Raw genomic sequence first — 19401 nt, forward strand, 5'->3', positions numbered from 1 at the left:
GAGCGAGCGGCGGAGAAGCTGGTCCCCTGTGGTGGGTTCCTCGGCAGGACATGTCGGGTGGCTTTCTACTGGTGGCCAGCGCAGGCGACATTCGCGGGAATGCCCGCGCGCCCGAACCCTTCCGTTCCGCTCCTTTGAACACGCTCGCGCGTCACATGGACTCGCGAGTCTAAACAAAGAAGGAGAGACCTCTTGGAAGGTCCTGAAATCACCGCCACCGAGGCCGTTCTCGACAACGGCCGCTTCGGCACCCGCACCATCCGCTTCGAGACCGGCCGCCTCGCGCAGCAGGCTCAGGGCGCAGTCGCCGCGTACCTCGACGGCGAGACCATGCTCCTCTCGGCCACCAGCGCAGGCAAGCACCCGCGCGAGGGCTTCGACTTCTTCCCGCTGACGGTCGACGTCGAGGAGCGCTCCTACGCTGCCGGCAAGATCCCCGGCTCGTTCTTCCGTCGCGAGGGCCGTCCCTCCACGGAGGCGATCCTCGTCTGCCGTCTGATCGACCGTCCGCTGCGCCCGTCGTTCGTCGACGGCCTGCGCAACGAGGTCCAGGTCGTCATCACCGTCATGTCGATCGCTCCGGGCGAGTTCTACGACGCTCTCGCGATCAACGCCGCGTCGGCGTCCACGCAGATCTCGGGTCTCCCGTTCTCCGGCCCCGTCGCCGGTGTGCGCCTCGCGTTCATCCCGGGCAACGGCCAGAACGACGACCAGTGGGTCGCGTTCCCGACCGCTGAGCAGGTCTCGGAGGCCGTGTTCGACCTGATCGTCGCCGGTCGTGTCGTCACCAAGGCCGATGGCACGGAAGACGTCGCCATCATGATGGTCGAGGCCGAGGCGACCGAGGGCAGCTGGAACCTGATCAAGGCCGGCGCCACGAAGCCAAACGAAGAGGTCGTGGCCCAGGGCCTCGAGGCCTCGAAGCCGTTCATCGCTCAGCTCGTCAAGGCTCAGGCCGAGCTCGCTGCGACCGCATCGAAGGAGCCGGGCGTCTACCCGGTCTTCCCGGCGTACAGCCAGGAGGTCTACGACTTCGTCGCCGGCCGCTCCTACGACGAGCTCGTCGGTGTCTACCAGATCGCCGACAAGGTCGAGCGTCAGACCGCTGACGACGCGATCAAGGACCGCGTCAAGGCCGAGCTCATCGAGGCCACCGAGGCGGGTTCGCTCCCGGCTGCGGCTCCGCTCGAGTTCTCTGCGGCGTACAAGTCGGTCACCAAGAAGATCGTCCGTGGTCGCATCCTCACCGAGGGCGCTCGCATCGACGGCCGTGGGCTCGCGGACATCCGCCCCCTCGACGCCGAGGTGCAGGTCATCCCGCGCGTGCACGGCTCCGCGGTCTTCCAGCGCGGCGAGACTCAGATCCTGGGTGTCACCACGCTGAACATGCTCAAGATGGAGCAGCAGATCGACTCGCTGTCGCCGGTCACGAGCAAGCGCTACATGCACCACTACAACTTCCCGCCCTACTCGACCGGTGAGACCGGCCGTGTCGGTTCGCCGAAGCGTCGCGAGATCGGGCACGGCTTCCTCGCCGAGCGCGCGCTCGTGCCGGTGCTGCCGAGCCGCGAGGAGTTCCCCTACGCGATCCGTCAGGTGTCCGAGGCGCTGAGCTCCAACGGCTCGACGTCGATGGGCTCCGTGTGTGCGTCGACCCTGTCGCTGCTGAACGCGGGTGTGCCGTTGCGCGCCCCCGTCGCCGGTATCGCGATGGGTCTCGTCTCCGACGAGGTCAACGGTGAGACCCGCTACGCGGCGCTGACCGACATCCTCGGCGCGGAAGACGCTCTCGGTGACATGGACTTCAAGGTCGCGGGAACGAGTGACTTCGTCACGGCGATCCAGCTCGACACGAAGCTCGACGGCATCCCGACGTCGGTGCTCACGGGCGCGCTGACGCAGGCTCGCGAGGCTCGCCTCACGATCCTCAACGTCCTGAACGCTGCGATCGACGCACCTGACGAGATGGCTCCCACCGCGCCGCGCGTCATCAGCGTGCAGATCCCGGTCGACAAGATCGGTGAGCTGATCGGCCCGAAGGGCAAGACGATCAACGCGATCCAGGACGAGACCGGCGCGCAGATCTCCATCGAAGAGGACGGCACCGTCTACATCGGTGCGACCGACGGACCCGCGGCCGAGGCCGCTCGCGCCCAGGTCAACGCGATCGCCAACCCCACCAACCCGGAGATCGGGGAGCAGTTCCTCGGCACCGTCGTGAAGATCGCCACCTTCGGTGCGTTCATCTCGCTGCTCCCGGGCAAGGACGGCCTGCTGCACGTCACCGAGGTGCGCAAGCTCGCCGGTGGCAAGCGTGTGGAGAACGTCGACGACGTGCTGTCGGTCGGTCAGAAGATCCTCGTCAAGATCACGAAGATCGACGACCGCGGCAAGCTTTCGCTCGAGCCCGTTCTCGACGATGCTGCCGCCGCTGAGGCAGCGCCCGCCGAAGACGCGGCCGCCGAGTAAGCGCAGAGATCGAACCGGAACCCGGGTCCGTCCGTCGTGGATGGGCCCGGGTTCCGTCGTATCCGGTGTGACCAAATCGTTATCGGCCGTTTCCGCGCCGTTCCCCGGATTGGTCAGGGCGTTCGATGAATTCGCTTACCCTCGAAGTACGCACCGGGGGGTGCAGATCCAGCAGGTACGCAGGTCGGCACGCACCGATCGACGCGGGGGTGAGAGAGTATGCGGTTGTTCAGCGTAGGCGCAGGAGCGTCGGCCGATCGCGCCCAGCAGCACGCCGAGCACCCGTCCGCACCGATCCCCATCGTCGGACCGGGAATAGGGGAGACCATCCGCGTCCCGCTCGGTGAGACCGGCTACGAGACCTTCCCGCTGATGCTGGGCGCCGCCGAGTTCGGCTGGAACGTCGATCTCGAGACCAGCCACGGAATCCTCGATCGCTACATGGAGTTCGGCGGTAACGCCATCCATACGGCCGACGGATTCTCCGGCGGGCGCAGCGAGCACATCATCGGCCAGTGGTTGCGGTCGCGCGGTCGGCGCGATCACGCGGTGCTGAGCGTGCGCATCGGTGCCCACGCCGACAATCCGGGGCTGGGCTCGGTCAACCTCGTACGTGCGGTGGAGGGGTCGCTCACACGGCTCGGGGTCGAGCGCATCGACGTCCTGTACCTCGACGCGACGCTCGATGCCACGACCAATCTCGAAGACACCCTGGCGACCGTCGAATGGCTGTCGGACGCGGGGAAGGTCGGTGCCGTCGGCGCCTTCGGCCTGTCACCGGAGCGACTGGTCGAGGCACGCATCCTCGCCTCGGCCGGATACCCGCGCATCCAGGTGATCGATGCGCCGTACAACCTCATCCGTCGCCAGCCGTTCGAGGGCGACCTGCGCCTCGTCGCCGGTGCGCAGAACCTCGCGGTGACGCCGTCTCACGCCCTCGAACACGGGTTCCTCTCGGGGCGCCACCGTAACAAGGCGCTGACCTCGCGCGGCGTGCGCGGCGAGCAGTTGCGCGGGCACTTGAACCGGCGGGGTATCAAGATCCTGCGCGCACTCGACCAGGTGGCCGAGGAGTTGGCGGTCCCCGTGGCTGCGGTCTCGATCGCCTGGCTGCTCGCTCAGCGCACGATCGCGGCACCGATCGTGAACACGTTCGCGACGGAACATGTCGATGAACTCATGCAGGGCGCGGGTGTCTCGCTGTCGCGGAGCCACCTCGCCGAGCTGACCCGGGCCGGCAACTGAGCATCGTCCCACCCGTGACATAGGGTGGGATGGAGGCCCGGCGGATGCTGGCGATGAAGCGAGCGAGTTGTGACGCACTACATATATCTGGTCAGACATGGTGAACATCAGGATGCGGAGCATGGTCTCGCCGACGGACCCCTTTCTCCCCGAGGGCAGCGTCAGGCCGAGCTGATTGCCGACCGACTGTCCGGGCTTCCGCTCGACGCGGTATGGCATTCGCCGTTGCTCCGCGCGAACGAGACGGCTCGAGCGATCGCTGCTCGTCTGCCGTCGGTCGATCCTGAGCCCACCGCGCTGCTCTTCGATTGCGTCCCCACCGGGATGACCGAAGAGACTCCCGCGGTGTTCGAGCCGTTCTTCGGCTCGGTCACCGAAGCCGAGATCGAAGCGGGGCGCGCGCAGATGTCGGATGCGGTCGAGGAGTTCCTCGTGCGCAAGACTGGGGAGGTGCATGAGGTGCTGATCACACACAACTTCGTGATCTCGTGGTTCGTGCGCGAAGTGCTCGCGGCGCCGGAGTGGCGATGGATGACGTTGAACCAGTCCCACTGCGGTCTGACCGTCATCGCGCAGAAGCAGGGGCGGCCGTGGACGCTTCTCACGCACAACGACACCGGGCATCTTCCGGTGGAGCTGCGAACGGGAATCCCCGACGCGCTTCTCGTCTGAGAACTCTCGTTTCCAGAACGGCGGAGCACCCCCCGCGCGCCCCCGGACGGACCGCGTCCCGCGAAATAGACTGGACGCATGACCACGCAGGTAGCCCTCGTCGGCGGAACCGGGAAGCTCGGCACGATCATCGGTGCGGTGATCGATGAGCTCGAGGGCTTCGAGGTGAGCCGCGTGTTGACCTCGTCGAGTGATCTCTCCGAGCTCGACGGGGCCGATCTCGTCGTCGATGCCTCGACGCCCCAGGTCAGCATCGAGGTCGTCCGCGCCGCCGTCGAACGGGGCATCAACGTCCTCGTCGCGACTTCCGGGTGGTCTTCGGAACGGATCGCCCTCGTGCGTCCGCTCGTCGAGGCTGCCGGCACCGGCGCGGTGTTCATCCCGAACTTCTCGCTCGGCTCAGTGCTCGGGTCGGCACTGGCTGCGGCCGCCGCCCCGTTCTTCGGCTCCGCCGAGATCATCGAAGCGCACCGCGAGACCAAGATCGATTCGCCGAGCGGCACGGCTGTGCGCACCGCCGAGCTGATCGCGGCGGCCCGCGCGGAGCAGGGCCCTGTCAGCGCTCCGCATGCGGATCAGCGTGCGCGGGGGCAGCAGGTCGGCAGCGTGCCGATCCACTCGTTGCGGCGGCCCGGAGTCGTCGCCAAGCAGGAGGTCATCCTTTCCGGCCCCGGCGAGTCGCTGACGTTCACGCATGACACCACCGACTCGGCGCTCGCCTATGCGCCGGGGATCCGGCTCGCCGTGCCGTTCGCGGTTCAGGCCGCCGGTGTGATCGTCGGCCTGGAGAACATGATCGACATCGGCATCCGCTCGTGATGTCGCGGATCGGCGTCGGCCTGATGGCCGCGGCGCTGCTCGTCTATCTCGCCGTCGCGATCTGGCTGGCCGTGATGTTCATCTCGGTCGGCTCTCCGGTGTCCATCGGCATGGGTGTCACACTGCTGGTGCTTGCTCCGATCGGGGCCTGGGCGCTGGTTCGCGAGATGATGTTCGGCTTCGGTGCGGACCGCCTCGGACGCCTGCTCGACGCAGAAGGCGGGATGCCTCCGGTGGAGACGGAGCTGACGCCGAGCGGTCGCATCTCCCGCACCGACGCGGATCCGCTCATCGCGCGATACGCCGCCGAGGCCGACGCAGCCGGCGATGACTGGCGTGCGCGCTACCGACTGGGCGTCGTGCAGGACGCCGCCGGGCGCCGGAAGGATGCCAGGGCCAGCATCCGCGAGGCGATCCGCCTCTCGCGGCGCTGACCCCCGCATCATCCCTCAGGCGAGAGTCGCCTCGAGAGTGATCTCGATGCCGGCGAGGGCCTGCGACACCGGGCAGCCGGTCTTCGCGCCCGCCGCGATCTCCTGGAACGCCTCGGGCGTCAGGTTCGGTACCGTCGCGTTCACGTTCAGGTGGCTGCCCGTGATGCCGACGCCCGGCTTGAAGGTGACCGAGGCCGTCGTGTTGACACGCTCCGGCGGGGTGCCGTTCTCCGCGAGCGCATGGGAGAGCGCCATGCTGAAGCACGAAGCGTGGGCCGCCGCGATGAGCTCCTCCGGCGTGGTCGTGGTGTCGCTGCCTTCGCTGCGTGCCTTCCAGTTGATCGGGAAGGTGCCGAGGTTCGACGACGAGAACGCGACCGTGCCCGATCCCTCCATGAGCGATCCGGTCCAGGTGCTGGCGGCTTCGCTGGTGACGGGCATGATTCCTCCGCTTCTCGGGACCCGCTCGGTGCGCGGGTCACGTAGCGGCCAGCCTACCGAGGGGCCCGGCGGGACGGAACAGGAATCAGGCGGCGGCGGGGCGCCCGATGATGCCGGCGCGCTGGAGCAGGAGGTAGAGCTGGCAACCGAGGCAGAAGGCGAAGGCGGCGTTCAGGAACGCGGCGATGAAGGCGGCTGCCGTGGCGATCGGGAGCGCCCACGGGACGCCGAGGAGATGCAGGACGAGACCGATGCCGACGACGAACAGCCCCACGCCCTGGGAGAACCGGGGTGGGCGCGGGTCCTCGAGTTCGGTCGGCGGTGAGAGTCGCGGGCGGACGAGCGCGCGGAAGACGACGCTCCACGGCGTGGTCCGGGGCGAGACGACACCCCACAGGAACAGGAGGGCGATCACGACCGTGAGCAGGAAGCCCGGGTCGAGCGCGCGTTGGGCGGGTGTCGATGATGAGATCACCAAACCACCGGGGACGAACGTGGAATCCGCGAGCGGCTGATAGGCGAACCAGCCGAATGAGCCCGCACTCGCGGATTCCGTCGATATCCCGATCAATGCCAGGAACGTCGCCACCAGGAGGAGCAACGCGGTGATCGTGGCGGCGAAGCGCGGACCACGGGGATCGATGCCTTCGGGAGTGCTCATGTCTGCTCCGGTCTTCGCGCCTCAGACGGCGGCGACGGCTTCTGTGAGGGCGTGCGGGTGGGGAACCCCGTGGAATCGTGCGCGGACCGCGCCGGAACCGTCGACCAGGAACGTCGTCGGCGTCTGCAGCACCCGGTAGCGCGCGGAGAGATCGGGGCGATGGGTCAGGTCCACCTCGACGTGCGCGAGCCCATCATGACCGGACGCGTAGTCGTGCAGCAGGCGACGGACCTGCGGGCACCGCGCGCACATCTCGGTGCTGAACTGCACGAGGGTGGCGCGCGAGCCGAGTTCCGCCGACACGACATCCGCGGGGTCGAATCGAAGCGTCCCGCCATCGCGTCGCCGTCCGTCTCGACGTCGCAGGACGATGCCGATGATCGTCGCGAGCGCGAGGAGCGCCACGGCGACTCCGAGGGCGAGAGCGGGCGACATGTGTCGAGAGTACGTGCTCCGTCGGGGTGCCGATGCCGATGTTTCCGAGCATGACGAACCCCGGCCCCAACGCGGTGGCTCCGCCCGTGCCCGGGGCTGGGAAGGTATCGTGGCTGTCATGAGTGCAGCCGTCCCGACGCCCTACGAAGACCTGCTCCGCGATGTCCTGGAGACCGGCACGCACAAGTCGGATCGGACGGGCACCGGGACCACGAGTGTCTTCGGTCGACAGATCCGTTTCGACCTGTCGAAGGGCTTCCCGCTCATCACCACGAAGCGCGTGCACTTCAAATCCATCGCCTACGAGCTGCTGTGGTTCCTGCAGGGCGACTCCAACGTCGGCTGGTTGCGGGAGAACGGCGTCACGATCTGGGACGAGTGGGCGGACGAGTCCGGCGACCTCGGGCCGGTCTACGGTGTGCAGTGGCGGTCGTGGCCGACGCCTGACGGCGGCAGCATCGACCAGCTCTCCGAGGTGATCGAGCAGATCCGGCGTTCGCCCGATTCGCGCAGGCTCATCGTTTCGGCGTGGAACCCGGCTGACATCCCCGACATGGCACTCGCTCCCTGTCACGCGCTCTTTCAGTTCTACGTCGCCGACGGCAAGCTCTCGTGCCAGCTGTATCAGCGCAGCGCCGACATGTTCCTCGGGGTGCCGTTCAACATCGCCTCCTACGCCCTGCTCACGATGATGATCGCGCAGCAGGTGGGGCTCGAGCCCGGTGACTTCGTATGGACGGGCGGCGACTGCCACGTCTACGACAACCACGTCGAGCAGGTGCGCGAGCAGCTGAGCCGTGAGCCGTTCGAATCCCCGACGCTCCGATTCGCGCGCAAGCCCGAGTCGATCCTCGATTACCGGTACGAGGACTTCGTGGTGGAGGACTATCAGCATCACGCGCCGATCCGCGCGGCGGTGGCGGTATGACCTGGGTCGGGCTCATCTGGGCCGAAGCCCACGGCGGCGTGATCGGCGCCGAGGGGGGCATGCCCTGGCACGTGCCCGAAGACCTGGCGCACTTCAAGGACGTCACGCTCGGGACGCCGGTGGTGATGGGGCGCAAGACCTGGGACTCGCTCCCTGAACGATTCCGTCCGCTGGCCGGCCGTGACAACATCGTGGTGACCCGTCAGCAGGACTGGTCGGAGGGGGGTGCCCGCCGCGCAGCCACCGTCGCTGAAGCCGTCCGCGGCCTGGACCGGGTGTGGATCATCGGCGGCGCGGAGATCTTCCGTCAGGTGATCGGCGACGCCGACCGGCTCGAAGTCACCGAGCTCGATCTCGATGTCGACGGCGACGCGTACGCGCCGGCCAAGACCGGGTGGCGACTCGTCGACGAGGGGGAGTGGCAGACCTCCCGCACCGGCATCCGCTACCGCTTCCTCGGATACGAGCGCTGATGCCCACCGCTTTGATCACCGGCGCAAGCGCCGGACTGGGGGCAGAGTTCGCCCGCCAGCTCGCCCGCCGCCGCGCCGATCTCATCCTCGTCGCGCGTTCCGAGGCCGCGCTGGAGCAGCTGGCGGCCGAGCTGCGCAGCGAGTACGGGGTGGCAATCGAGGTGCTCCCCGCCGACCTGGTGGACGAAGCGGGGGTCGAGAGCGTCGCTGCTCGGCTGCGCGACACCGCGGATCCGGTCGATCTGCTCGTGAACAACGCCGGATTCGGGTTGCCGCTCCGCTTCGCCGACAACGACATCGACGATGAGGTGCGGCACCTCCGGGTGCACGTCGAGGCGTCGATGCGTCTCATGCACGCCGCTCTGCAGTCCATGCGCGGACGAGGTGGCCGCATCATCAACGTGGCCTCCGTCGCCGGCTTCATCTCCCGCTCCACCTACTCCGCGTGCAAGTCCTGGCTGATCGGCTTCAGCCGATGGGCGAACGCGGAGTATGCGCGCGACGGAGTGAGCGTCACCGCCCTCTGCCCCGGATTCACGCACACCTCGTTCCACGAGCGGATGGGCCTCGCCGTGGGCGAGGAGGGCGTGCCCGGCTTCATGTGGTTGAACGCCCGCGACGTGGTCCGCACGGGATTGCGCGATGCAGCCCGTGGCAAATCCGTGTCCATTCCGTCGCTGCGGTACAAGGCGATCGTGGCGTTGACGCGTGTGCTGCCGAGTTCGCTGACCTCGGGCGTCGCGCGACGCGGCCGTGTCTGAGGAGCGTCACCGCGTCCGCATGACCGCGACCCGAACCGATACGCTGGGTCTATGACGCACTCGGGCAACCCTTTCGGACAGGTTCTCGTCGCGCTCGTCACTCCGATGACGGCCGACGGTGAAGTCGATTGGCCCGCCGTCGAGAAGCACATCGATGACGTGATCACCGCGGGAGCGGACGGCATCGTCGTGACGGGAACGACCGGCGAGACCTCGACCCTGACGGACCCCGAGAAGCTCAAGCTCGTCGAGGTAGGCAAGTCCGTCTCGGCAGGTCGCGCCAAGATCATCACGGGCGGTGGGTCCAACGAGACCGCGCACGCCATCGAGCTCTACAAGGCCAGCGAGAAGGCCGGCGCCGACGGCATCATGATCGTCACGCCGTACTACAACAAGCCGACGCAGGCCGGCATCCTCACGCACTTCCGTCTGGTCGCCGACGCGACCGACCTCCCGGTGATCCTCTACGACATCCCGGGCCGTACCGGAGTGCCGATCAAGTACGAGACGATCCTGCGCCTCGCGAAGCACCCGAACATTCTCGCGGTGAAGGACGCCAAGGGCGACTTCTCCGAGGTGAGCCGCGTGCTCAACCAGACCGACCTGATGTACTTTTCCGGCGACGATGCGAACGTGCTGCCGCACCTCGCGATCGGCGCCACCGGGCTCATCGGCGTGACGGCGAACGTCGCGGCGGCGCCGTACCGCACGATCATCGACGCCGTGAACGCGGGCGACCTGGCGACGGCGACAGCCGAGCACAAGCGGCTCGAGCCGCTCGTGCGCGCTGTCATGACGCACGTCCCAGGAACCGTCGCCGCCAAGTACATCCTGCACGGGCTCGGACGTATCTCGAGCCCGCGCGTGCGGCTGCCCCTGGTCGGTCCCGAGGAATGGGAGGCCGCGCTCATCGAGGATGAGCTCGACCTCGTCAAGAACGTTCCCGGAGCCGACTTCTCGAACTTCCGCCCCGACCGCAATGCGGCTGCGGGTGGTGCCCTGCCGAAGGTGCACGGCACGACGCGTTGAGTCGCGTCCCCACGAACGAACGGACGCGCGGAGTGTCCGACTGAGGAGACAGCATGTCCATTCCCCTGGTAGAACCGGCCCCTCTCGCTGAAGGGACGTTGCGGGTCATCCCGATCGGTGGTCTCGGCGAGATCGGTCGCAACATGACGGCCTTCGAGTACGACGGCAAGATCCTGATCGTCGACTGCGGCGTGCTCTTCCCTGAGGAGCACCAGCCGGGCGTCGACCTGATCCTGCCCGACTTCGAGCCGATCCGCGATCGCCTCGACGACATCGTCGGTGTCGTACTGACTCACGGCCACGAGGACCACATCGGCGCCGTTCCGTATCTGCTGCGTCTGAAGAGCGACATCCCGCTGATCGGTTCGGGCCTCACGCTCGCGCTGGTCGAAGCGAAGCTCAAGGAGCATCGCATCAAGGCCTTCACCCTCACCGTGAAGGAGGGCGAGCAGGAACGTGTCGGACCCTTCGATCTCGAGTTCGTCGCAGTCAACCACTCGATCCCTGACGCGCTGGCCGTCGCCATCCGGACGCCGGCCGGCATGGTGCTCGCCACCGGTGACTTCAAGATGGATCAGCTGCCGCTCGACGGCCGCATCACCGACCTGCGTGCGTTCGCCCGCCTCGGCGAGGAGGGCGTCGACCTGTTCCTCGTGGACTCGACGAATGCCGACGTCCCCGGCTTCACTCCCACCGAGCGCTCCATCGGCCCGGTTCTCGACCAGGTCATCGCCAAGGCGCCGCGCCGCGTCATCGTCGCGAGCTTCTCCAGCCACGTCCACCGCGTGCAGCAGGTCATCGACGCGGCGTACGCCAACGGACGCCGCGTCGCCTTCCTCGGCCGCAGCATGGTGCGGAACATGACCATCGCCGAGCAGCTCGGCTACCTGAAGGTGCCGGACGGGGTCCTCATCGACTTCAAGAAGGCGCGCGACCTCCCGGACGAGCAGATCGTCTACATGTCGACCGGGTCGCAGGGTGAGCCGATGGCGGTGTTGAGCCGCATGGCGAACATGGACCACGCGATCGAGATCAGCGAGGGCGACACCGTCATCCTCGCCTCCAGCCTCATCCCGGGCAACGAGAACGCCGTCTACCGCGTGATCGACGGGCTGACCAAGCTCGGCGCCAACGTCGTGCACAAGGCCAACGCGAAGGTGCACGTCTCCGGGCATGCCGCCGCCGGCGAGCTGATCTACTGCTACAACATCCTGAAGCCCAAGAACGTCCTTCCGGTGCACGGCGAGTACCGCCATCTCATCGCGAACGCCAAGCTCGCGCAGGACACCGGCGTCCCGGAGTCGAATACGATCATCGCCTCGAACGGCACCGTGATCGATCTCAAGGACGGCGTGGCGAGCGTCGTCGGCCAGCTGGATCTCGGATTCGTCTACGTGGACGGCTCTTCGGTCGGAGCGATCACCGATGCCGACCTCAAGGATCGACGCATCCTCGCCGAGGAGGGCTTCATCTCGGTGATCGTCGTCGTGGATGCCGCGACCGGCCGCATCATCTCCGGTCCTGAGATCCACGCGCGTGGTGTGGCCGAAGATGACTCCGTGTTCGATGACGTCGCGCCGAAGATCGTCGCGGCGCTCAAGGAGGCGGCCGGCAACGGGGTGCGCGACACCCACTCGCTGTCTCAGGTCGTGCGACGCACGATCGGGCGCTGGGTCAACCAGCGACTCCGCCGTCGTCCGATGATCGTCCCGCTCGTCATCGAGGCGTGACGGTCGGTCGGTATTCACGGTCGGCCGTCATCCCGGCGTAACACCCCGGTTCTATGCTCGCGGCATGGACAGCGGCTTTGCCCTTCGCAGGGCGGCGCAGACTGATGCGATGTTCCTCGGCGACATGCTCGTCGAGGCGGCGAGCTGGCGCGCCGGGGGAGTGCGTCCGCGGCATGAGGTGTTGAACTCTGCCGACCATCGGCGCTATCTCGCGGGGTGGATGCGCATGGCCGATGACGGGCTGGTGGCCACCGGTGAACACGAGGTGCCCGTGGGTGCAGCCTGGTATCGCGTGCTCCCGCAGAATGCGCCGGGGTTCGGCTTCGTCGGCGTCGCCGTTCCGGAGCTGATCATCGGCGTGCATCCGCTCTGGCGTGCACGCGGTGTCGGACGCGCTCTCCTGCGCGGTGTCATCGAGCTCGCTGGTACGCAGGGGCATGCGCGGATCAGCCTGAGCGTCGAACGCGACAACTTCGCCCGCAATCTGTATCGCGCCGAAGGATTCGCGGTCGTGGAGGAAGGAGAGTCGCGCGACACCATGGCGCGTCGGACCCGGTAGTCGGCGTCGCGAGGATCGGTGGAATGCCGCGTCATTACGCGGAGATGTCGGCCGTTGGTCGTAACGTGAGAGCATGGCCAGGAGTTCCACGAAGACCGAGCGCGCATCGACCAGCGCGCCGTCGCGCCCCAAGCGGCAGACGGCTACCAAGGCCCAGCCCGCTCCCAAGAAGTACATCGACGAGGCAGACAAGCCTCCGGTTGCAGTCCGGGCCTGGATCGGACTTGCCCACGGCGTCGGCGGGCTCTTCCGCGCCTTCGGGCCTGAGGCGCTGGAGAAGGAGGACCGCCGCGACGGCTTCCCGTTCCTCCTCGTGCTGCTCGCGGCTCTCGGCGCCGTGAACGAGTGGGTCTTCATCGGCAACGAAGCGGCCGAGAACATCAGTGCCTACTCGGTGGGGCTGCTCGTCGGCAGAGTGGCGTTCATCATGCCACTGCTTCTGCTGGTGCTGGCCGGTTGGCTGTTCCGTCACCCCGCGTCGGTTCACGACAACGGACGCATCGGCTTCGGTTTCGGCCTGTTCGTGATCTCCCTGGCAGGTTTTTGCCATGTCGCCGGTGGACAACCACAGCCCCAGCCGAACATCACGGCGTTGAACACGGGGGGCGGGTTGCTCGGGTGGTTGGTGGGGCAGCCGCTGACTTACCTCACGAATATCCCTGCGTACGTCGTGCTCGCGTTGCTGGCCGCACTCAGCATCCTGATCCTCACCAAGACGCCGCCGAACCGCATCGGTTCCCGTCTCGGTGATCTCTACGCCTGGATGTTCGACGCCGAGCGTCCGGAGAAGCCCGCCAAGGACGCGGCGGCGATCGACGACGCCGACAAGGTCGACGACCCCGATGTGCTGCCCTGGTGGCGTCGCAACAAGACCGGCCGTGAAGAGGACTCTGACGAGGGCACCCTCGGCTCGGATGACATCACCGCATTGCTCACGACCTCCGATCCGACTCCGGCCTACGACCAGGCGGTCGTCGTCGAGAATCCCTACGACGCCGCGACCGAGGTGCTCTCCGACGTCAGGTCGGTCGCCGATTCGCTTGCCGAGCAGCAGACGACGGCGCTTCTCGATGACTCCTCCGACACCGGCGAGGTGCCGGAGCTTCCGGGGCTCGACGGGTTCGGTACTGAGGGCCCGGGCGACCGTGGACCTCAGGCCCCCGTCACGCCGTACATCCTGCCCTCTCCGGGCCTCCTCGTCGAAGGCCCGCCGCCGGTTCTTCGTTCCGAGGCCACCGACAAGGTGATCGAGCAGATCACCAGCGTGCTGACGCAGTTCAAGGTCGACGCGAAGGTCACCGGCTTCTCGCGCGGGCCGACGGTCACGCAGTACGAGGTCGAGGTCGGTCACGGCGTCAAGGTCGAGAAGATCCTGCAGCTGAGCAACAACTTCGCCTATGCCGTGGCATCGAACGACGTCCGCATCCTCTCGCCGATCCCCGGCAAGAGCGCGATCGGCATCGAGATCCCCAACGCCGACAAGGAGATGGTCGCGCTCGGCGACGTCCTCCGGTCGCCGGCCGCGCAGAAGAGCACGCACCCGATGACCATCGGCGTCGGCAAAGATGTCGGTGGCAACATCGTCATCGCGAACCTCGCCAAGATGCCGCACCTCCTGGTCGCCGGTTCCACGGGTTCCGGTAAGTCGAGCTTCGTGAACTCCATGATCACGAGCCTGCTCATGCGGGCTCGCCCCGCGGACGTGCGTATGGTCCTGATCGACCCGAAGCGCGTGGAGCTCACGAGTTACGCCGGCGTCCCGCACCTCATCACGCCCATCATCACGAACCCGAAGAAGGCAGCCGAGGCGCTGCAGTGGGTCGTGAAGGAGATGGACATGCGGTACGACGACCTCGCGTCGTTCGGCTTCCGTCACATCGACGACTTCAACCGCGCCGTGCGCGCCGGCGAAGTCGAACTCCCTGTGGGCAGCGAACGTGTTCTCAAGCCGTACCCGTACCTCCTGGTCGTGGTCGATGAGCTGGCCGACCTCATGATGGTCGCCCCTCGCGACGTGGAGGACTCGATCGTCCGCATCACGCAGCTCGCTCGTGCTTCCGGCATCCACCTGGTCCTCGCGACGCAGCGCCCCAGCGTCGACGTGGTCACCGGTCTCATCAAGGCCAACGTCCCTTCGCGACTGGCGTTCGCCGTCACCAGCGTCACCGACAGCCGCGTCATCCTCGACAGCCCCGGTGCCGACAAGCTGATCGGACAGGGCGACGCCCTGTTCTCCCCGATGGGATCGTCGAAGCCGTTCCGTCTGCAAGGTGCGTGGGTCGACGAGAAGGAGATCGACGCCGTCGTCAAGCACGTCACCCGTCAGGCGCGTCCGGACTACCGACCCGATGTGCAGGAGGCGATGGAGCCGACGAAGAAGAAGGAAGTCGACGAAGACATCGGCGACGACCTGGAGCTTCTGCTCGCCGCAGCCGAGCTCATCGTCTCTTCGCAGTTCGGCTCCACGTCGATGCTGCAGCGCAAGCTGCGTGTCGGCTTCGCCAAGGCGGGTCGCCTGATGGACCTTCTGGAGTCCCGTGAGATCGTCGGACCCTCCGAGGGGTCGAAGGCCCGCGACGTGCTGGCCACGGCCGAGCAGCTCCCACAGGTGATGGCGAAGCTGCGCGGAGACGATGCTCCGGCGGCCTCCCCGGCTCCGGCAGCCCCTCCGGTTCCGCCGATGCCGCAGACGCATGATCCGATCGCCGCCCAGTATGAAGGACTCCCCGAGGTGGAGGCCGACGGCGGCGACGAAGACGCCTGGGGCCTGACGGGGCGCGACTGATGACGATTCCTCGGCAGCTGCCCAACGCCATCACCGTCGCGCGCATCCCGCTGGCGGTCATCTTCTTCGTCCTGCTGCTGTTCGGTGGCACCTACGGACTCCCCGAGCCCGGCCTCCGCTGGGCGGCCGCCATCATCTTCATCGTCGGGATCTCGACCGACTGGGTCGACGGTTACCTCGCACGCAAGTACGACATCGTCAGTGACTTCGGCAAACTCTGGGACCCGATCGCCGACAAGATGCTCACCGGAGCGGGCTTCATCGGCCTCGCCATCCTCGGTGAGGTCAGCTGGTGGATCGTCGCGATCATCCTCATCCGTGAGTGGGGGATCACGATCCACCGTCTCATGGTCGCGAGCGAGCATGTGGTCGCGGCTGCCTGGATGGGCAAGATCAAGACGGCGTTCCAGGGGGTCGCACTCGGGTGGGCGTTGCTTCCCCTACACGTCCTCATCGGCCTCGATGCCTGGACGCTGATCACCTTCATCCTGATGGTCATTGTCCTCGTGCTCACGGTGGCGAGCGGGATCGACTACATCGTCGCGCAGGCACGCGGATCGCGCCAGAAGCAGGCATGAGCGACGCGGGCGCCGCCGCACTGCTGTCGGCTCTGACACACCGCGGTTGGACTCTGGGCGTCGCCGAGTCGCTCACGGGCGGCGCGCTGTGCGCCGAGATCGTGTCGGTTCCGGGGGCTTCCGCGGTCTTGCTCGGTGGTGTGGTGGCCTATGCGACCCCGGTCAAGGCGACGGTCCTCGGTGTGGATGCCGAGCTCCTCGCTGCTCACGGGCCGGTCCACCCGCAGGTCGCCTTGCAGATGGCAGACGGCGTGCGCCGCGTCGTGAACGTAGACGGAGTCCCGGCTGACGTCGGGGTCTCGACGACCGGCATCGCCGGCCCGGATTCCCCCGACGGCCAGCCGGTGGGAACGGTGCACATCGGGATCGTGACGCCCGACGGCTCCTCGGCGAAGGCGTTGCACCTGCAGGGTGACCGTGATTCGATCCGTGCGCAGACGGTGAACGCGGCTCTTCAGGTGTTGCTCGAGTTCGTCCTGGAATAGTGACGGTCCGATGTCGGTTATTACCGATGTGCTCACATTCAAACCACAGAGTGCAGGGGTAGATTTCGAGCAGGCCAGGAGTACTAGACTGGCTGTCTCATCGGGGGAGACCTCGAACGATCACACGGGGAGGAGGTTCCGATGATTCTTGTACGACAGGAAATCGGCGATGTGCTGAGGGACTTCCGCCTGCAGAAGGGGCGCACGCTCCGGCAGGTCGCGAGCAAAGCGTCGGTGGCGCTCGGCTACCTCAGTGAGGTCGAGCGGGGCCAGAAGGAGGCGTCGAGCGAGATCCTCGCATCCGTCGCCGATGCTCTCGACGTGCCCATCTCGACGATCATGCGTGAGGTCGGGGACCGTATCTCTGTACTCGAGGGCATTCAGGTCTTCCCGGATGTCGTTCCGGACGACCTCGTCGCGTCGGTCGAACCTCAGCTCTCGCTGCACTGAGCTTCGCATGCGGGTGAGCGATGCGTCGTAGCGAGTTCCTTCGCGCCGTCGACACCGAGTTCCAGGCGCGAGCCTCGTCATTGGTGAACGACCTCGGGCTTTCAGCCTTGCGTGGCCGTACGGCGCTCGAAGCTCTGGAAGACGGCACGCCGCCGCGGGAGATCTGGTTGGCGCTCTGCGCAGAGATGGATGTTCCGGAGAACCGTCGGCACGGCGTCGGACGGCAGGAGCCGCGAGGGCGTTGAACCCTGGAGGGTGTCCGCAGTTTACGGGACACGGCCTGCGATGATCGGCGTGTCGTCGAAGATCTGTTCGAAGCGGGCGTAGTCTTCTGCACAAGTGGTTAAGGGAATCTGTTCTCCACGGTATGCGAGCTCTCGGCGTCGATGTCGGTGGCCTCTCCTACGGTGGAAACAAGCCGAAGAGCCATTACGCCTTGTCGGAGAGTTCCTCCCAACCGGGAGAGCCGCGACAGCCTACAGGCGGCACCACGCGCGCAGAAGGAGCAGACCATGCCATCACCCGCCGACCGCGAGAAGTCCCTCGAGACCGCACTCGCCCAGATCGATCGTCAGTTCGGGAAGGGCTCGGTCATGCGGCTGGGTAGTGATGAGCGCGCCCCCGTGGCCGTCATCCCCACCGGCTCCATCGCCCTCGACGTCGCCCTTGGCGTCGGAGGTCTCCCGCGTGGCCGCATCGTCGAGATCTACGGACCTGAGTCCTCGGGTAAGACGACGCTGACGCTGCACGCGATCGCGAACGCGCAGCGTGGCGGTGGCATCGCAGCCTTCATCGATGCCGAGCACGCGCTCGACCCCGACTACGCGGCGAAGCTCGGCGTCGATATCGACGCGCTTCTTGTCTCTCAGCCCGACACCGGCGAGCAGGCGCTCGAGATCGCCGACATGCTCGTGCGTTCCGGTGCCATCGACCTCATCGTCATCGACTCCGTCGCGGCGCTCGTGCCTCGTGCGGAGATCGAGGGCGAGATGGGTGACTCGCACGTGGGCCTGCAGGCACGACTCATGTCGCAGGCGCTGCGCAAGCTCACCGGTGGTCTGAGCCAGACGAACACGACCATGATCTTCATCAACCAGCTCCGCGAGAAGATCGGTGTCTTCTTCGGATCACCCGAGACGACCGCCGGTGGTAAGGCGCTGAAGTTCTACGCCTCTGTCCGCATGGACATCCGTCGTATCGAGACGCTGAAGGACGGCACCGACGCGGTAGGAAACCGCACCAGGGTCAAGGTCGTGAAGAACAAGATGGCCCCGCCCTTCAAGCAGGCGGAGTTCGACATCCTCTACGGTGTCGGTATCTCTCGCGAGGGCAGCCTGATCGACTTCGGTGTCGAACATGCCATCGTGAAGAAGTCGGGCTCGTGGTACACCTACGATGGCGACCAGCTGGGTCAGGGCAAGGAGAACGCACGGACTTTCCTGCTCAACAACCCCGACATCGCGCTGGCGATCGAGACGCAGATCAAGCAGAAGCTCGGCATCGGCGGACCAGCCGCCGTGCCTGCTGCAGCAGACGAGCTCGCTGAGCGTCGTCCGGCCTGATGAGTGACACTCGTGGGGGCGATCCGGACCGGATCGCCCCCATCATTCCGCTCTTCGGACGCGCCGTGAAGAAGGCCGAGCCGCTTGCTGTCGCTCCTGGCGGCGATGACCTCTCAGACGGCGCTTCCGCGGGCCCCGGTGACGCAGGCCAGTGGCGGTCCACATGGAATGCGCGAGAGCGCACCTCTCGCGCCGAAAGTCGGCCCCAGTCCGGCAGCCCCAGCGACCGTCATCCCGCGCGTGGGGCATCAGCCCGAGCTGGGTCGGAAGCATCGAAGACCGCGCCGAGACTTCACGCGCTCGGGATCCCACCCGTCGCGCAGGGAATTGCTGAGGAGCCGGGAGAGCTCGACGAGATCCGCACGGCGGCCGAGGAGTCCCTCGTGAGAAAGCTGCGGACTCGATCTCTCTCGGTCTCCGAAGCGCGTCAGGCGCTGAGGGGGCACGGGCTCGATAACGCTGTGATCGACGACGTGATCGACGACTTCTGCCGTCGTGGCTACCTCGACGATGCCGCTCTTGCCGGTGTTCTGGTGACATCGGGGGTCGAGCGGAAGGGACAGGGGAGGGTCGCTCTGTCGCGCGCACTCGCTCAACGGGGTATTCCTCGCGACGTGATCGACGCTGCACTCGACGAACTGCCGGATGATGACGATGAGCGGGCCCTCGAATTCGCCCGCACCAAGGCACGTTCGTTGGGCCGACTCGACAACGACACCGCCCTTCGGCGTCTGGTGGGACAGCTTTCGCGACGCGGCTACAACGGGTCCGTCGCGATGAAGGCGGCCAAGCAGGCACTGCGGGAGACTGGCCCGAGTGCGTCGAGCTCGGGCGTCCGATTCGTCGATTCGGACTGAGCAAGCGACGCAGCAACCGCATCCGCAC

The 19401-nt window shown here is 66.9% G+C and carries 21 protein-coding genes; 18 read left to right on the forward strand and 3 right to left on the reverse strand.

Translation table 11 applies throughout. The annotated features are described in order from the left end of the window. Window positions 1-192: 192 nt before the first annotated feature. From OC372_RS02250 to OC372_RS02270, 5 genes are all read left to right on the forward strand, one after another. On the forward strand, window positions 193-2469 hold the full coding sequence (locus OC372_RS02250; RefSeq protein WP_029263622.1) for a polyribonucleotide nucleotidyltransferase: 2277 nt from the start codon (window positions 193-195) through the stop codon (window positions 2467-2469). Between the two features lie 219 nt (window positions 2470-2688). Next, on the forward strand, window positions 2689-3714 hold the full coding sequence (locus tag OC372_RS02255; protein ID WP_105709785.1) for an aldo/keto reductase: 1026 nt from the start codon (window positions 2689-2691) through the stop codon (window positions 3712-3714). A 69-nt stretch (window positions 3715-3783) separates the two neighbouring features. Next, complete coding sequence (locus OC372_RS02260; RefSeq protein WP_029263620.1) at window positions 3784-4386, forward strand: histidine phosphatase family protein; 603 nt, start codon at window positions 3784-3786, stop codon at window positions 4384-4386. 78 nt (window positions 4387-4464) lie between these two features. Next, window positions 4465-5205, forward strand: a complete 741-nt coding sequence (dapB, locus tag OC372_RS02265) for a 4-hydroxy-tetrahydrodipicolinate reductase (protein ID WP_262000811.1) — start codon at window positions 4465-4467, stop codon at window positions 5203-5205. Beyond that, window positions 5205-5639: a hypothetical protein gene (locus tag OC372_RS02270; protein WP_262000812.1), complete on the forward strand. Its 435-nt coding sequence runs from the start codon at window positions 5205-5207 to the stop codon at window positions 5637-5639. The genes dapB and OC372_RS02270 overlap by 1 nt, the downstream gene beginning before the upstream one ends. Window positions 5640-5654: 15 nt before the next feature. Here the strand turns inward: OC372_RS02270 and OC372_RS02275 are convergent, their stop codons facing one another. The 3 genes from OC372_RS02275 to OC372_RS02285 all read right to left on the reverse strand — a co-directional run bounded on the left by OC372_RS02275 (window position 5655) and on the right by OC372_RS02285 (window position 7176). Beyond that, on the reverse strand, window positions 5655-6080 hold the full coding sequence (locus OC372_RS02275) for an OsmC family peroxiredoxin (protein WP_029263617.1): 426 nt from the start codon (window positions 6078-6080) through the stop codon (window positions 5655-5657). Between the two features lie 85 nt (window positions 6081-6165). Further along, entirely contained in the window at window positions 6166-6741 is a 576-nt protein-coding gene (locus tag OC372_RS02280) for a DUF4395 domain-containing protein (protein WP_262000813.1), read from the reverse strand. 21 nt (window positions 6742-6762) lie between these two features. After that, the gene (locus tag OC372_RS02285) at window positions 6763-7176 is read right to left on the reverse strand and encodes a thioredoxin family protein (protein ID WP_262000814.1); all 414 of its coding nucleotides are present in this window, start codon (window positions 7174-7176) and stop codon (window positions 6763-6765) included. Window positions 7177-7294: 118 nt separating this feature from the next. On the opposite strand from OC372_RS02285, the gene OC372_RS02290 reads away from it, so the two are divergent. The 13 genes from OC372_RS02290 to OC372_RS02350 all read left to right on the forward strand — a co-directional run bounded on the left by OC372_RS02290 (window position 7295) and on the right by OC372_RS02350 (window position 19373). Beyond that, window positions 7295-8104: a thymidylate synthase gene (locus OC372_RS02290; protein ID WP_105709791.1), complete on the forward strand. Its 810-nt coding sequence runs from the start codon at window positions 7295-7297 to the stop codon at window positions 8102-8104. Then, window positions 8101-8577 (forward strand): dihydrofolate reductase, encoded by a 477-nt coding sequence (locus tag OC372_RS02295; RefSeq protein ID WP_105709792.1) that lies wholly within the window; start codon window positions 8101-8103, stop codon window positions 8575-8577. Before OC372_RS02290 ends, OC372_RS02295 begins: the two co-directional genes overlap by 4 nt. Next, window positions 8577-9338 (forward strand): SDR family NAD(P)-dependent oxidoreductase, encoded by a 762-nt coding sequence (locus OC372_RS02300; protein WP_262000815.1) that lies wholly within the window; start codon window positions 8577-8579, stop codon window positions 9336-9338. Before OC372_RS02295 ends, OC372_RS02300 begins: the two co-directional genes overlap by 1 nt. Before the next feature lie 51 nt (window positions 9339-9389). After that, the gene (dapA, locus tag OC372_RS02305; RefSeq protein WP_029263611.1) at window positions 9390-10367 is read left to right on the forward strand and encodes a 4-hydroxy-tetrahydrodipicolinate synthase; all 978 of its coding nucleotides are present in this window, start codon (window positions 9390-9392) and stop codon (window positions 10365-10367) included. Between the two features lie 53 nt (window positions 10368-10420). Next, on the forward strand, window positions 10421-12097 hold the full coding sequence (locus OC372_RS02310) for a ribonuclease J (RefSeq protein ID WP_105709794.1): 1677 nt from the start codon (window positions 10421-10423) through the stop codon (window positions 12095-12097). 64 nt (window positions 12098-12161) lie between these two features. Further along, window positions 12162-12656: a GNAT family N-acetyltransferase gene (locus OC372_RS02315; protein WP_262000816.1), complete on the forward strand. Its 495-nt coding sequence runs from the start codon at window positions 12162-12164 to the stop codon at window positions 12654-12656. Window positions 12657-12729: 73 nt separating this feature from the next. Next, complete coding sequence (locus tag OC372_RS02320; protein WP_262000817.1) at window positions 12730-15441, forward strand: DNA translocase FtsK; 2712 nt, start codon at window positions 12730-12732, stop codon at window positions 15439-15441. Next, window positions 15441-16019, forward strand: a complete 579-nt coding sequence (gene pgsA, locus OC372_RS02325) for a CDP-diacylglycerol--glycerol-3-phosphate 3-phosphatidyltransferase (RefSeq protein WP_105709797.1) — start codon at window positions 15441-15443, stop codon at window positions 16017-16019. Before OC372_RS02320 ends, pgsA begins: the two co-directional genes overlap by 1 nt. Continuing rightward, a complete protein-coding gene (locus OC372_RS02330; RefSeq protein ID WP_105709798.1) occupies window positions 16016-16504 on the forward strand; it encodes a CinA family protein in 489 nt (162 codons plus the stop codon). Before pgsA ends, OC372_RS02330 begins: the two co-directional genes overlap by 4 nt. A 141-nt stretch (window positions 16505-16645) precedes the next feature. Next, entirely contained in the window at window positions 16646-16954 is a 309-nt protein-coding gene (locus tag OC372_RS02335) for a helix-turn-helix domain-containing protein (RefSeq protein WP_026049981.1), read from the forward strand. Window positions 16955-16974: 20 nt separating this feature from the next. Further along, window positions 16975-17199, forward strand: a complete 225-nt coding sequence (locus OC372_RS02340) for a DUF3046 domain-containing protein (protein ID WP_081859941.1) — start codon at window positions 16975-16977, stop codon at window positions 17197-17199. 267 nt (window positions 17200-17466) lie between these two features. Then, window positions 17467-18516 carry a recombinase RecA gene (gene recA, locus OC372_RS02345; RefSeq protein ID WP_029263605.1) on the forward strand — a complete coding sequence of 350 codons (1050 nt, stop codon included), beginning with the start codon at window positions 17467-17469 and terminating at the stop codon, window positions 18514-18516. Window positions 18517-18899: 383 nt separating this feature from the next. Then, complete coding sequence (locus OC372_RS02350) at window positions 18900-19373, forward strand: regulatory protein RecX (protein ID WP_262000818.1); 474 nt, start codon at window positions 18900-18902, stop codon at window positions 19371-19373. Window positions 19374-19401: the final 28 nt, after the last annotated feature.

The sequence above is a fragment of the Microbacterium sp. Mcb102 genome (genome assembly GCF_024519805.1).
GTDB lineage: Bacteria > Actinomycetota > Actinomycetes > Actinomycetales > Microbacteriaceae > Microbacterium.

Coding starts and splice junctions, on each gene's coding strand:
- OC372_RS02255 (WP_105709785.1), top strand. CDS start 2,689: ATGCGGTTGTTCAGCGTAGGCGCAGGAGCGTCGGCCGATCGCGCCCAG.
- dapB (WP_262000811.1), top strand. CDS start 4,465: ATGACCACGCAGGTAGCCCTCGTCGGCGGAACCGGGAAGCTCGGCACG.
- OC372_RS02270 (WP_262000812.1), top strand. CDS start 5,205: ATGTCGCGGATCGGCGTCGGCCTGATGGCCGCGGCGCTGCTCGTCTAT.
- OC372_RS02275 (WP_029263617.1), bottom strand. CDS start 6,080: ATGCCCGTCACCAGCGAAGCCGCCAGCACCTGGACCGGATCGCTCATG.
- OC372_RS02280 (WP_262000813.1), bottom strand. CDS start 6,741: ATGAGCACTCCCGAAGGCATCGATCCCCGTGGTCCGCGCTTCGCCGCC.
- OC372_RS02285 (WP_262000814.1), bottom strand. CDS start 7,176: ATGTCGCCCGCTCTCGCCCTCGGAGTCGCCGTGGCGCTCCTCGCGCTC.
- OC372_RS02290 (WP_105709791.1), top strand. CDS start 7,295: ATGAGTGCAGCCGTCCCGACGCCCTACGAAGACCTGCTCCGCGATGTC.
- OC372_RS02295 (WP_105709792.1), top strand. CDS start 8,101: ATGACCTGGGTCGGGCTCATCTGGGCCGAAGCCCACGGCGGCGTGATC.
- OC372_RS02300 (WP_262000815.1), top strand. CDS start 8,577: ATGCCCACCGCTTTGATCACCGGCGCAAGCGCCGGACTGGGGGCAGAG.
- dapA (WP_029263611.1), top strand. CDS start 9,390: ATGACGCACTCGGGCAACCCTTTCGGACAGGTTCTCGTCGCGCTCGTC.
- OC372_RS02310 (WP_105709794.1), top strand. CDS start 10,421: ATGTCCATTCCCCTGGTAGAACCGGCCCCTCTCGCTGAAGGGACGTTG.
- OC372_RS02315 (WP_262000816.1), top strand. CDS start 12,162: ATGGACAGCGGCTTTGCCCTTCGCAGGGCGGCGCAGACTGATGCGATG.
- OC372_RS02320 (WP_262000817.1), top strand. CDS start 12,730: ATGGCCAGGAGTTCCACGAAGACCGAGCGCGCATCGACCAGCGCGCCG.
- pgsA (WP_105709797.1), top strand. CDS start 15,441: ATGACGATTCCTCGGCAGCTGCCCAACGCCATCACCGTCGCGCGCATC.
- OC372_RS02330 (WP_105709798.1), top strand. CDS start 16,016: ATGAGCGACGCGGGCGCCGCCGCACTGCTGTCGGCTCTGACACACCGC.
- OC372_RS02335 (WP_026049981.1), top strand. CDS start 16,646: ATGATTCTTGTACGACAGGAAATCGGCGATGTGCTGAGGGACTTCCGC.
- OC372_RS02340 (WP_081859941.1), top strand. CDS start 16,975: ATGCGTCGTAGCGAGTTCCTTCGCGCCGTCGACACCGAGTTCCAGGCG.
- recA (WP_029263605.1), top strand. CDS start 17,467: ATGCCATCACCCGCCGACCGCGAGAAGTCCCTCGAGACCGCACTCGCC.